Here is a 13,169-nt window from a genome sequence, read left to right as displayed (position 1 = left end):
ACATGACAATCGAACTTGCACAAGAACGTGTCGCTCCGGCCTCCGTCGCTCCCACGCCTGGTGAAGCAGCGCGGGTCTGGCTGCGGATTGGCCTGCTCGGTTTCGGTGGGCCAGCCGGCCAGATCGCACTGATGCACCGGGAACTGGTTGAGGAGCGCAAATGGATTGGTGAACACCGTTTCCTGCATGCCCTGAACTACTGCATGCTCTTGCCGGGGCCGGAGGCGCAGCAACTGGCGGTTTACATCGGCTGGCTGCTCCACCGCACCGTGGGAGGCCTGATCGCAGGCGCACTGTTCGTCCTGCCGGGCGCGTTGGTGATGCTGGGCCTGAGTATTCTCTACACGTCATACCGGCACCTGCCGTTTGTCGACGTTGTATTCTTCGGCATCAAGGCCGCCGTCATCGCCATCGTGGTCGAGGCGGTCGTGCGTATCGGGAAGCGTGCGCTGAAGAACCGGATGATGCTCGCGATAGCAGCTGGCGCGTTCATAGGCATCTACATATTCGCAATTCCATTCCCGCTCATCGTTCTTCTTGCGGGCCTCCTCGGCGTCATCGGAGGTCGTCTGACGCCATGGATGTTTGGTGGGGCGAAGGCGTCAGACGGCGGTGAGAGCCCGGATGAAAGCAATGTGATTGATCGCATGTTCGCCGCAGGAGAACTCTCACATGCCGCTCCGTCCTCCGCTTTTGCCATGCGGGTGCTGCTGATCGGCGGCGTGCTCTGGCTCGGCCCGCTGCTCCTTCTGTGGCTCCTGACTGGCGGGGGGAGCGTGTGGACACAAATCGGATCGTTCTTCAGCGGCATGGCCCTCGTTACCTTTGGCGGGGCCTATGCGGTCCTTGCCTACGTCGCCCAGGCGGCCGTGGACACGTTTGGATGGCTCCGGCCGGGTGAAATGGCGGATGGGCTGGGACTGGCGGAGACGACCCCAGGGCCACTGGTCCTCGTGCTGCAGTTTGTTGGATACCTCGCATCGTTCAGGGCGCCTGGCGCCCTCAATCCGGTGCTGGCAGGCAGCCTTGGAGCCCTTCTGACAACCTGGATGACGTTTGCGCCCTGCTTCATCTGGATTTTCCTGGGCGGTCCATATGTTGAGAAGCTGCGAAACAACCAGGCGGCCAGATCGGCCCTTTCCGCTATCACGGCGGCCGTCGTGGGCGTGGTGGCGAACCTTGCCTTGTGGTTCGCGTTGCATGTGTTGTTTCGGAGTACGACGGGCTTGAAGCTCCCATGGGGGGAGATCGACATTCCAGTTTGGGGTGCACTCGACTGGCGAGCCGCAGTGATCGCAGTCGCGGCAATGGTGGCCATGTTGCGGTTCAAGGTGGGTATGATTTCCGTCTTGGCCGCGAGCGGCTTATCAGCCTGCTTGCTGATGCTGATTTGACATTAGAAGGCGGACTACTTGCCTTATCCCCTCCGGGGGGGGGCTGCCTTGTCTTCAAGGCTTGGTTCGGCGTGAGCTCAGATCTTGCCAAACAGTTATTCCCTGGGATGAAGCGCAAGTAACTCCCTAGCAGTCAGGTCCTAGTCATCCCGGTGGGCATCGGGCCTGCCTCGGTTGCGAACGGCACCTTGATGAGCGTTTCGTCCATGAACAGACGGTCCGCTCCCGGCCCCGGAACGGTCGGACGGCAGCGCGCCCCCATTTCGGTCGTTCCGCGGGAACCTCGTGGCTGCCAGGAGCGGACATCAGTTTGGTGCCCCGGCCTCGGTTTCGTAGAGGCTGGACAGTCCGACCTATTTGGTGCGGCTTCTATTCGGCCCTTCTCAAACCCGCCTCATCTATAAATGCCCAAAGGCTACTTGCGTCGCCTTCGGCGTAACGATCAAGAGCGGAGCCGCTTACCCCCAACCGCATGTGTGTGTTCTCGCTTTGATCGGCGAATTCGTTACTTGCTCAACCCATGGCCGAGTCGCCGAAAGATGCGCCTTGAACGACTGCTGGCGCCAACTTAGATATGGTTAGAATATGGTAAATCGCCGGGGGGCATTATCCATTCAGGTTCGTCGGTTGCGACGCACTCGGTCAGGCTTCGGGACATAGCCATCCGAGTTGTCGGACGACATGCGCCTTCGGGCGCGAGCGCCGATGGTCGTGCTCATCAATGGGTCAGCAGGATGAGGGCGCGATGGTTACGATTACCAAGGAAGCCGAAGGCTACCTCGAGGCATTGGCGGACGAGCTCTCGATCTCGCCCACCAGGTACGAGCAGGCGGTCGCCCGGTACGAGTCGCTGGGCAAGTGGCTCCATCGCGACACTTCAACGGTGAAACAGTACGACCCGCAGGTGTATTCGCAGGGTTCGTTCCGGCTGGGCACGGTCATCAAGCCAGAGGACGAAAACGGCCAGTATGATATCGACTCGGTTTGCGAGTTGGCCGCTCTCAAGAAAGACCAACTGACCCAGTACACGCTCAAGGAACTGCTTCGGGTCGAGATCGAGGCCTATCGGACGGCACAGGCAATGGTGAAGCCGCTCGGCGAAGGCCGTCGTTGCTGGACGCTCGAATATGCCGATGGCGCCCAGTTCCACATGGATATCGTGCCGGCGCTACCGAACGGCACATCCACGCGGTTGTTGCTTGAGTCCCGCGGCCTGGACGCGCAGTGGTCCGGCACCGCGATCGCCATCACCGACAACAAGCACCCCCTCTTCTATCAGCCCACCACCAACTGGCCCCGATCCAACCCGAAGGGTTATGCCGCATGGTTCCGCTCGCGGATGGCCGTCGCCTTCTCTCGCAAGCGCCGGAAGCTCGCCGACGCAGCCCAGGCCAGCATCGAGAGCATTCCCGAATACCGGGTGGTCACCCCGCTGCAACAGGCAATCATGATCCTGAAGCGCCACCGCGATCAGATGTTCGCGGACCGCAGGGATGTCAAACCCATCTCGGTGATCCTGACGACCCTGTCTGCCCACGCATATGAGGGCGAGGAAACCATCGGCCAGGCCCTGGTCTCCATCTTGACCAAGATGGACCGGTTCATCGGCTTCGATGGCGTTCGGTCATATATTCCCAACCCGTCTGACCCGCTCGAGAACTTCGCCGACAAGTGGGCCGAGCATCCCGAGCGTCGTGCTGCATTCTACGAATGGCTGGAAGCAGCCCGGCTCGACTTCTTCTATGCAGCCCAGGTTAGCAGCCGCCAGATGATCACGGACTCCGTTGCCCCCCGCATCGGTCGTGGCCTTGCCGAAAGGGCCAGGGACCGTGCGGAGCCAAAGCCGGCTTCATCGCTCCTGCGCACCGCCACGGCAGCATCCGCTACGGCGGCGGCTACACCGACCTTCCCCGCGGAGCGGCGCGTTCCAGGCAAACCGGCTGGGTTCGGCGGCAAATGAGCTGGTGGATTTCGGATCCGGGCCGGGGCTTGTCGGAACGTCTGAAGGTCGCTCGCCTCGAGCAGTCCGCAGACTGGCTTCAGAACGTACGGTGGCGCCTTGACGGCCTGAGGTTGCTCCTGGATTTCGACATTGTCGAAGGCGAATCCAGATGGCGTCTCGTCATGCATTACCCGGACTTCTTCCCCTCCATCCCTCCGCTGGTCTTCAACGCAGACGGCGGACGTCTGTCGGGACATCAATACGGTCTATCGGGCGAACTTTGCCTGGAGTATCGGCCCGACAACTGGCAGCTCGATTGGACGGGCGCCATGATGATCGAAAGCGCCCATCGGCTCCTCGTCGGAGAGAGCGCCGAGCTGGCGGGCCAAGGGGTTCCCTCAGCTCATGTCTTATCCGAAGGACAGCGTCTTCGCGGGACTTATCTCAGGCTGGTCATACCCGAAGAACCGTTGCGCTTGATCCAGGCCATGGACGACGGCCACGTGGAGCCTATCGAGATCGACGAACACTATTACGGCGAAGCCGCCGTGGCTCATCTGACTGCCCTGGGCCCTGATGGGGCTCGGATCTGGCATCGGAGCAAACCGGTGTCGACGGCGGCTAACTACAAGGGTACCGCCATCCGCGTCCCCCGAGGGCTGAAGTTTCCGGGGCCGATCACCGTGAAGACCCTCGAGATCGCGCTTAATGCTGCGGGCGTTACGACCGACCATCCGGGGTGGCCGCCTGCCAACTATCTGCTGGTAGATGACACGACCGCGTGGTTGGCGATGGTGTATCGTAAGGCGGATGGTGGAGTTCAGGATTACGGATACTCCACGTTTGTCATCGACGCCGACCAACAGCGACTACCGACCGCGAACGCGGCGCTGGCCGACAAGCGGATCGCCCTGATCGGATGCGGTTCACTTGGGTCGAGGATAGCAGCGATGCTCGTACGATCAGGAGCCCGGAAGCTCGAACTGTTCGACGACGACATCCTCACTCCCGGCAACCTGGTGAGGAACGAACTGGATTGGCGGGGCGTCGGGGCACATAAGGCCAAAGCTTTGCGGGCCAGGCTGCTCGAAATAGCCCCAGACGCGAAGGTCACGGTGCAGATCGTGAACCTCGGCGGCCAGGAGAGTTCCGAGTGGACCGCCACCGCGCTCGAGACGCTGGCCAATTGTGACCTGATCATCGACGCCACGGCGGACGCCACCGTTTTCGGCCTCGCATCGGCCGCCGCGAGATTCAAGGGCAGACCGATGGTGTGGGGCGAGGTCTTCGGGGGCGGGATCGGCGGCATCATTGCCCGTTCTCGACCGGATCACGATCCGTCCCCCGACGTGGCCCGCCGCCAGATCCTGAAGTGGTGCGAAGACAAGGGCGTCGAGTGGGAGATGCCCTCCCGCCAGCCGGAATACGGCGTCATGCGGGCGGACCAGCCTCCGTTGATCGCGGACGATGCCGACGTTTCCGTAATGGCCGGCCACCTGGCACGTCTCGCGATTGATACGTTGCGGGGTGACGGGAGCCAGTTCCCTGCTCCCGCGTATGCGGTCGGCCTCGGTGAGGGCTGGATATTCGCCGCCCCGTTCGATACCCACCCCATCACCTATATAGGCACGGAAGGCTGGGACGCGGGATCGTCGCCCGACGAGGTGAAGCTGAAAGAGCTCGTGACCCTTCTTTTCCCTAGCCAGGCCGAAGATGCAGATCGCCCTGCCTAGTTCCGTCCGCAAGAAGATCTGCAGGGAACTGGCCCTGTCTGGACGCCGGGAAACCGGCGGCTTGCTGCTCGCTGAGCAATTGGACGACCAAGGGCGATTTCGTGTCGTGGACGTCACCGTGGACCCGCACGGCGGCGAGAGCGCCTACTTCGAGCGCCGCCCGGAACTTCACGCCCAGGCACTGGACGCATTCTTCGAGAGGAACGGAAACGACTTCCGTCGTTTCAACTACCTGGGGGAATGGCATTCCCATCCGAGCTTTCCGGTGGCCCCGAGCATCACCGACATTAGGACCATGCAGGCGATGGTCGAAGACGTCGGCAACATCGATTTCTCGGTCTTGATGATCGTCCGGCTGCGGATGTTCGTCATGCTGCAGGTGGGAACCTACCTGTTCATGCGGGGCCAGCACCCGCAACGCGTCGAGATGATCGACGACCCGATCTCACGGGCGAAGAAGAGATTCATTTGAAAGGGGTCGCCTCGCGCGGCAATTGAAGGGGCGACATGTCCAAGACAGCTATCCCGGCAAAGGTTGCAAACGCCCTCTGGGCGAAGGCTGCGGGGCGGTGCCAGTTCCGTGGATGCAACAAGCTTCTTATCGGTGACCTGATCACTGGCAAAGAGACGGGCAAGTACGGCTACATCGCCCACATCGTCGCCGACGAGGCAGACGGCCCCCGGGGCGATGCGGTGAGATCGCCGCAGCTTGCTAAGGACATCGACAACCTGATGCTGATGTGCCCGGTCCACCATAAGGCGATCGACGTTGACCATGTGGCCGACTACGACGAACCCGCCCTTCTGGCCATGAAGGCCGAACATGAGGACCGCATCGAGATTGTCACCGATATGGATGTCGACCGCGTCTCCCATGTCGTCAGGTTCGCGGCGGACATCGGTCAACGCGACGCGGTTATCACGACGCGAGCGATCTTCGCCGCGATGCCACCTGATCACCATCCGGCGGATTTTCGGACGATTGACATCGAACTCATCGGCTCCGAACTGAAGGACCACGAGGAGGCATACTGGGCCGGACAGGACCGGAACCTGCAGACGGCCTTCGCCCGGAAAATCAAGGAGCGGATCGAGCAAAGGGAAATCCGCCAGCTAAGCGTCTTCGCCCTGGCTCCGCAGCCGTTGCTCATCCGTCTCGGGACGCTCCTCGGCGACGTGGTACCGGTCTCCGTTCATCAGAAGCACCGCGAACCGGACACCTGGAAATGGCTACCTGACCAGCCGCGCATCGCCTACAAGGTCAACGAATACAGTGGCAGGGAGGACGTGCCGGTCGCGTTGAAGCTGGCCCTGAGTGCCACGGTGAACGACGAGCGCATCACATCGGTATTGGGTGAGGATGCCGCCATCTGGTCGATCACCTGCGAGCAACCTGGCAACGACATCATGCGGAGGAAGGACGACCTCGCCGCCTACAAGAAGCTGGTGCGCAACCTGTTCGACCGGATCAAGGCCTATCACGGGGAAGGCGTGATGCTGCATGTTTTCCCGGCGTTGCCGGCGTCCGCGTCGGTGGAGACGGGACGTGTCTGGATGCCGAAGGCTGACCTCACGATGACGATCTATGACCAGAACCGTACTGCGCAGGCATTCGTCCCAACGATCGCCATCGGGTAGGATACAGCGGCTAGCCTGGCAACCTCCTAGCTAAGCTTGAATGTCCGCTTTTCGTCAGCCGGCTCCCATAAGCCGCTAGTCTGCATTCGGCCCCAATGCTGCCATCCAGCTTGCGACATAAACTGACGGGCCCATTCCGGTCCCTCATTGCCTCTTGCGCCGTTCCCGAAAGCCGACATTTCACTCTATATCTTCCCTATGCCGGGTATGGGGTGGGTTCCTGTCTGCTCGGTGACGGGCGGCCCACGCCGGGTTGCTGACGTTCACCGCCTGAATTGGTCGGCCTGCAACATCTGATGTCAGACGGTTTGCCAAGGCGAGTGAAGTTTGGAGTAGGAGCGGCCAGCCGCTATTTATCCAGCATTCGGGTTGGTCAGCCCACCAGGAGCCACACCCAGTACGCACCGATCGCCATCTGGACGGAAAAGGCGGTAAATCTCAGGCTAACCGCAAGGGCGCTCGTTGACATGAGGTGGATCGTCGACTGAATGACCCTCGCGCCTAACAGCGTGAACGCCAAAGGATCCGTGGCTTCGGATCTCCCAGTAAGCACCGCGACGCCAAGCAGCCCGCCGAAGACGGGGAGACCTTCGATGCAATTGGCATGCGCCCGAGCCAACCGTTGCATAAAAGACGAGAGGTTGGCGTTGTCCGGTTTAAACCCGTTCGCAGGCATGCGGCCCGACACGACGAGCCAGGTGCGGATTGCCTCCATCACGATCAGCAAGCCAAGCGTCCATGCGATGAACCCAATCAACGCGTATACAGACTCTGACATGATGGCACCTATCGCTTCCGGCCGAGCGCGACGATTCACGGCACCGCCTGGCGATTGACAAATATCGACGGAGAAGCTGGCAACTATCGCCGCCTCGCGCACCTCGCCAAGCGTACTGGTCGTTGACCGTCTTTAGAGCATTTGGCGCAGATCGCGGCGTAGATTGGCGGAGTGTGGGCCTCGTCTAGGGGTTGATGTTAGGAGGCGAGCTCGCGGTGCTGCAAGCGCTGATGTGAACCGCCCCACCCCGAGCGGTCATACAGAGCTGAAAGCTGCGCTTGGCCGGATCAACCGCCAGAACATTTACGTCAGATATGGGCTCCTCCTGCGGCGCGCCATCATGGCGCTATAGGGAAGTTTACGACGCCGCGCGGAGGGCGGCATCCACCCCATCAGTTCAATCGGCGCAATGTCAGAAGCCAGTTTCCATCGACTTAGTGTTGTTCTCCTCGCTGACACAGGCACGCTCCCAGTTGGCCAGATGGCGGGCTGACTATAATGGGGCGCGACCGCATGCCGCACTGTCGTGGCAAACGCCAGCCGCCTTCTCGGCATCGGATGCGCAGCGGCGGGATCTGCCGTAGCGCCAGGTCGTGGGCTTCACGACAGATCCCGCCTTACACACCTGCATTGGGACAACAACAAACCGTCAGATCGAACTCACCGCTGGATAATGGCTGGGGGCAACGTCACCAGTTCTGCGATCTCGACCTCAAGTGCGTTGGCGATTTCCCAAAGGGTCGTGGCCGTCGGGTTTCGTTGGCCCTGCTCAAGTGAACTCACGTGTGCCCTGTCAACGCCAAGGCGTGCAGCGACCTGTGCCTGTGTAAGGCCCTTCTCGAGTCTGATCCTGCGAGCGTTCTTCGCGATGACAATTCTGATATCCATCCGCTTCTTATTCAGCGGTGGGTACTTTACTGCGACGCGCTATACCGCGTTGCGGTAAAGCGCACATTTGGGCTATCGCTGGCGCCTGAATGACTCGCCTTCCAACAGAACTGGTGCCCTATTGAACCGCTTCAGTGCTAACTTTCAGAAGTTTCCAGACCTTCGTTTCGAAGTGGGGATGGAAGCTACAAATCAATGTCGGATCACTCATCGCGTAGTGGTTGTCGCCTATGGCGCTCTTGCCTCGAGGGAGCAATGGGAAGCACAATTCGACTCTTGGTGTGCCCTCCAAGGCCAAGTGCCAAAATTCAGGCGTGGCAACGAATTGACGAATCGTACCGTCGCCTATGTGGTTTTTCCGGGGACGCACCCGGTAGTGGATTTTATCGTTCGTTGGGTGGGGGTTGAGGCGATAATGGTTGATAGGTCTATTGCGTCGCGGGTAGCTGAACTTGAGAAGCAAATGGCTAGATTTCAACGCCTGCGCGCGCACCCATTGCTCGAGTTGGCCGCGTTAACTGCCTCGCCAGTAGCGGGATAGCATTGGCTATCTGGACGGTCGAACACGCCGGCATAGGTGCTTGCCGAAGTTGGCACGGCAACGGACCTTCTAACCAAATTGCGCCGATCGTCCAGCCCTGTATCAGCATAGACGAATGCTCAATCGATCTCTCTGGGGCAGGCCCAAGCAAACGCCAAATCGAACCAACAGCTGAATAAGAGCTGGGGGCAACGTAATCCGCCTGAACAAGGCGGCGCACGTTTCTGAGCCGTGATCTCCTGCGAGAAAGCTGCGAACGCATTCAGCGCCTGCTTTTCATCCATTGGAGCCAATTCCTCAATAGCAATTGAGTCAGTGGCTGTTTCCGGCGTGGAATGAGGCCGGCACAGCGCTAAGCTCTCTACACTCCAGCGACTGCGACGTGAAAAGAGGAAAAACTAGCCAAGCGAACGACGCCGCAGCTCTTGGCTGCGCCCTTATGAACGCAGTTTTGCCATCAAGGGGACCTCATCGCATTGCGGCCCTCGCCAGAGACTGGCCACTCGACGGCGCGAGTGGGTTTTGGAGCAGAAACTCGAGCCTTAGTTTTTACACACTGAATTACACACTGTGTAAATTGTTCAGAGATGCGCAATCCCTGATATTTCAGGGATTGCATTCACTCATTCACTCAATTGCACGGCTTTTGCTATAAAGAACCAACGGGTTCAAAAATCTTTTTGGAATTTCAAAAGAGGCCCGCCGGTGGTGGGCCTGATTTTTTTGGGAGAGTTGCGGATTGAGTCAGGCAGGACGGCGGGGTGTTTGCCGTCCGTGCACGGGACACCCGTGGGATAGCGCTCTGGTCCGACTGGAGCCGGCACCTCTCGCGATCAGGGGAAATTGCGACGTTTTCTATTTTGCTTGCCGGCGGCGATCGGCAGACATGCGGCCGTCCGCGATATAACGCTCCATCATCGCAATACACGCGCGAACAGTCAGGAGACGGAAGTTCGCCTGGACCCGGTCAGGCCAGAAAATGGGGATGATTTTTCCGTCCAGGCGTTTCGATGCCGAGGCGAAGCGAGCCAGGTTTTCCCAGTGGGTCCAGCCTGACTTCTCAAACGTGAGATGCACGTCAATGTCGCTAATCCAGAAAGTGAAGTAGCAGCGGCCAATCTTGCGCTGATATTTGCGGACGGTCTTTCCGTGCAGTTTGAGGTCGTAGCAATGCTTGACGTAAGCATCGGCGAGAATCGCGTCAACGTCCCCAGTAACGCTTCCGGAGCGGAGAACCTCAACGAGCGCGACTGCGTCTTCCTGAGTGTCAGCGTAGCCGTGGCGCCCAGTTGACAGCCGGCGGAGGGATGCATTTCGGTGTGCGTCATAGCTGTCGGGGGCCAGCTCGAGCATGGATTTATCCATGATGATGTCACCGAAGTCGCGACCATCGGTCAGATAGTGGGTGATTGAGGCGGGTTCACCGTCCAGCTTGGGTTTGATGCTCCAGAACTCCATGCTGGTTTCGGCGTGGAGGATGAACCTGTCATTGGGTACGGCCAACCGTTTGTAGGTTAGGGCGCGGTCGGTTTCACAGGCCATGGGTTCAGGCTGCCTGTTTCTGGGTAGCCTTCTTGATGGCGTAGTAGCGGGCGATGGCGCGACGCTTGGCGTTCTGCGCCGGCGTGCGATCGGTTGTGGTTCGCTGCGTCGTGGCGGTTGCGCGGGCGTGACGGCGAGCTTTGCGCTGTTCAGGCGTTTCGGGAGCCAGCTCACCGGTCCGGCGGAGCATGGCGAGGAACTGGCCACGCGGCATGAAGGGAACGGCCTCCAGGCCCATGGTGGCGATCGGGTCGAGGTTGGCGGTGCTGGTGCGCATGGTGCATTCCTTTTTAGGGATGGGAGCGGCGTGGGGCCGCCTCATGACTTCCGGCGTTGGCGATTTTCGCCGTGCCTTCTTTCCGGGGTTTTGAGCCCCTGCGGGCTCGTGAAAATTCAGTTGAACTGAAGGAGCCGTCTCGGTGAGACGGCTCTCGATTTCCCGGGGGAGGCACATTTTGGGTGATGGACGCCTGTCAGGCCCTGTCAGGGTCCGGGGAAAGAGTGGTCAAGTGAGCGCGATAGGCCTGGTAGTCGGTGATACCGATGCGGATAGCTTCGGCCGGGGTGAGACACCAGGTTTCGGCTGCTCCGGCCTTCATTGGGGTTTTGAACCCGTGTTTGGGTCATTTGAAAATGATGGTCCAATGAATGGGCCGGCGCGGTAGGCCGGCCGGCTTGGGTGGGATCCGCCGTTTTTTTTGTACGGGAATAATCCGGGTGACTGATCACGGTGGTGGGGTGGGGATCAGGGCAATCGGTAAAAAAAAACGCCCGGATGGGCGGTCTGGTTGGCGCTGTCCGACCCGATGGTTTTTCGCGTTCAAGGGTGCCCCGGTTTCTCGGCGTGTGTTTTCTACGATTGGAGAGCGTAGCTCGCACGCATAGCGCGCCACTGTTGAATCGGGCCTTCGAATTCGGGGTTGGTTTCGAGAATGTGCAGCAGCGTGACCATGATGTCGTCGTTTATGTTCAGACGGGCCATGGCTTCAGCCTCTTCGATTTGGCCGTTCACAAGGGCTCGGAGAGTTCCGATCTCTGGTGGTGTGAGCGAGGGGGGGGTGTCAGGATCGTGAATGAGAAGGGGTTCGGCAGGTTGGCCGAAGTAGGCTGCTGCAAGGGCTGTGCCCTTCGGAGTGAGACAATTGAAGTAGACTTCAGCGGGAGTGATCAGCCCATCAAATGCAAGTTCCCTTCCCCTGTCCGCGGGATACAAGCGTTTGCCGGGATGATCCGCAATCTCTGTAACGAGGAACCGGGGAGCATTCGATGAATCGTATGTGAACTTTACAAGGGACCATGCGCCATCTGGAAAATTCCGCTGGTTCGTGTGGTGTGGGTGATGCCAGCGGAGCACATATCCGGCGTTCATGTGCGCGAGGATGGTCTGTGATAATTTTTTCAACGGCGCCTCTATGGGCAGGAATCTGGCGAGGTAGGTATCAAAGTTCTACATGTGTGGATTGTGTTGGGGAAGCGTCGCAGTTCGTGTTGGGGGAAGCGGCTTGCGCTCGAAGTCGTCATAATTTGGAGGGCGGATCCTTCGCGTTGAAGGGCGCGGGATTGAGGACAGCGACAACGGTGAACGCGCGGTGGTGTATTTCATCGCGGGTGCGGAGGGTCGTGGCCTGAAATGGCCTCCGACAAATAATCCCAATGAGATCGTCGGTGTTCGGTTCGAATGAAGCCGACTAGCTGGCAGGGATTGGGCGGTCATCCGGTTGAATGGCGCAAGAGCGGCCGGAGACGCGATCCGCGCGTATTCATGCAGCCGTAGGCCTAACGCGGCTTGCAAACCTGGCCGGCCGGTCCAAGGTGGGTTTGTGTCTGCGGGAAAAAAGAAAGCCGCCTGGCGGCGGCTTTCTTAGCTGTATTTCCGGTCGGTGCCGGCGAGCGCTTGCGATGAGATGTCAGGGAAGTGGGTCATCTCGTCTGCTTTCAGGCAAATGTCGCGGTATTCCTCATGTTGCCGGACCGCCTGGCGATGGGCCTCGATACTCTCGGGGGTAGGATTGGAATCCATCGCGAGCTTGGCTGTGCCTGCGGCTCCGGCGAGTTGAAACAAGGTTTGCCAGGAGGCGATGATCTTGATGGCCATGCGGAGTTCGTCGATGATGTGTGCCTGGGTGACGTTGGAACTGCGGGATACTGACCGGGAATGGGGGTGCGTCACCGGAGGGGCGCGCCAGCGTGGAGTGCTGGACTATTGCTTTTGGATTTCACACCGCGTGGTTCGGGCACCGTCTTTGCAAGAGAGCAGAGCGTGGGGGCCCGACTGGGCCCCATGCGTCAGGGCGCGTTCCTCAGGGCGTGGATCATACGGGGAAGTCAGGCGGCGGACTGAGCGGCCGCTGCGCGCTTGCGGGCGTGGTAGCCAGCGTAGAAGCGGCGCTGGGCTTCGGAGACCGGCTTGCGGGCCTTCGCGGCGCCATCGGTTGCATCGGTGACGGCCTCGGTCTTGGCCGGGGCGTTCGGGTCGCGCGGCTTCGGCTGGTAGGTGCCGGCGGCCTTGTGCATGGCGATGTACTCGGACATCGGGATGTAGGGACGGTCGTAGGTCTTCTTGGCGGAGGTCGTGTTCGCGTTGGCGTCGTTCATGATGTGTTCCTTGGAAAAGTCAGCGGAGTGTCCGCCTCAAGGGGGAAGGCCCGGCGCTTTTGCGCCGTGGGCCATCTGGCTTGTTGGGATTTGATGACCGTCAGGTCACAACCGATGT

The 13,169-nt window shown here is 60.2% G+C and carries 12 protein-coding genes and 1 pseudogene; 6 read left to right on the top strand and 7 right to left on the bottom strand.

Features of this window, described 5'->3' with window-relative positions:
* Positions 1-2: 2 nt before the first annotated feature.
* The 5 genes from chrA (at position 3) to IE243_RS18235 (ending at position 6,707) form a co-directional block, all read left to right on the top strand.
* The gene (gene chrA, locus IE243_RS18255; protein WP_191320819.1) at positions 3-1,394 is read left to right on the top strand and encodes a chromate efflux transporter; all 1,392 of its coding nucleotides are present in this window, start codon (positions 3-5) and stop codon (positions 1,392-1,394) included.
* A 745-nt stretch (positions 1,395-2,139) separates the two neighbouring features.
* Complete coding sequence (locus tag IE243_RS18250; protein ID WP_191320818.1) at positions 2,140-3,354, top strand: nucleotidyltransferase domain-containing protein; 1,215 nt, start codon at positions 2,140-2,142, stop codon at positions 3,352-3,354.
* Positions 3,351-5,069 carry a ThiF family adenylyltransferase gene (locus tag IE243_RS18245; protein ID WP_191320817.1) on the top strand — a complete coding sequence of 573 codons (1,719 nt, stop codon included), beginning with the start codon at positions 3,351-3,353 and terminating at the stop codon, positions 5,067-5,069. The genes IE243_RS18250 and IE243_RS18245 overlap by 4 nt, the downstream gene beginning before the upstream one ends.
* Positions 5,050-5,541, top strand: a complete 492-nt coding sequence (locus IE243_RS18240; protein WP_191320816.1) for a M67 family metallopeptidase — start codon at positions 5,050-5,052, stop codon at positions 5,539-5,541. Before IE243_RS18245 ends, IE243_RS18240 begins: the two co-directional genes overlap by 20 nt.
* A gap of 35 nt (positions 5,542-5,576) precedes the next feature.
* Complete coding sequence (locus IE243_RS18235; protein WP_191320815.1) at positions 5,577-6,707, top strand: SAVED domain-containing protein; 1,131 nt, start codon at positions 5,577-5,579, stop codon at positions 6,705-6,707.
* 373 nt (positions 6,708-7,080) lie between these two features.
* On the opposite strand, the gene IE243_RS18230 is transcribed toward IE243_RS18235, so the two are convergent.
* Positions 7,081-7,485 carry an MAPEG family protein gene (locus IE243_RS18230; RefSeq protein ID WP_191320814.1) on the bottom strand — a complete coding sequence of 135 codons (405 nt, stop codon included), beginning with the start codon at positions 7,483-7,485 and terminating at the stop codon, positions 7,081-7,083.
* Between the two features lie 440 nt (positions 7,486-7,925).
* On the opposite strand from IE243_RS18230, the pseudogene IE243_RS23980 reads away from it, so the two are divergent.
* A pseudogene (locus IE243_RS23980) lies at positions 7,926-8,063 on the top strand (integrase core domain-containing protein); the annotation flags it as partial.
* Positions 8,064-8,145: 82 nt separating this feature from the next.
* Here the strand turns inward: IE243_RS23980 and IE243_RS18220 are convergent.
* From IE243_RS18220 to IE243_RS18195, 6 genes are all read right to left on the bottom strand, one after another.
* A complete protein-coding gene (locus IE243_RS18220) occupies positions 8,146-8,373 on the bottom strand; it encodes a helix-turn-helix domain-containing protein (RefSeq protein ID WP_191320812.1) in 228 nt (75 codons plus the stop codon).
* 1,396 nt (positions 8,374-9,769) lie between these two features.
* Positions 9,770-10,456, bottom strand: coding sequence for a hypothetical protein (locus tag IE243_RS18215; RefSeq protein ID WP_191320811.1), 687 nt, complete (start codon positions 10,454-10,456; stop codon positions 9,770-9,772).
* Positions 10,457-10,460: 4 nt separating this feature from the next.
* Entirely contained in the window at positions 10,461-10,733 is a 273-nt protein-coding gene (locus tag IE243_RS18210) for a hypothetical protein (protein ID WP_191320810.1), read from the bottom strand.
* Between the two features lie 576 nt (positions 10,734-11,309).
* The gene (locus IE243_RS18205) at positions 11,310-11,858 is read right to left on the bottom strand and encodes a hypothetical protein (RefSeq protein ID WP_191320809.1); all 549 of its coding nucleotides are present in this window, start codon (positions 11,856-11,858) and stop codon (positions 11,310-11,312) included.
* A 459-nt stretch (positions 11,859-12,317) separates the two neighbouring features.
* Complete coding sequence (locus IE243_RS18200; protein ID WP_191320808.1) at positions 12,318-12,551, bottom strand: hypothetical protein; 234 nt, start codon at positions 12,549-12,551, stop codon at positions 12,318-12,320.
* 230 nt (positions 12,552-12,781) lie between these two features.
* Complete coding sequence (locus IE243_RS18195) at positions 12,782-13,051, bottom strand: hypothetical protein (protein ID WP_191320807.1); 270 nt, start codon at positions 13,049-13,051, stop codon at positions 12,782-12,784.
* Positions 13,052-13,169 lie beyond the last annotated feature (118 nt).

The organism is Camelimonas fluminis, from assembly GCF_014656355.1.
GTDB lineage: Bacteria > Pseudomonadota > Alphaproteobacteria > Rhizobiales > Beijerinckiaceae > Camelimonas > Camelimonas fluminis.
Note: the sequence above shows the minus strand (reverse complement) of the source record. Positions and strands in the feature narration are given on the sequence as shown.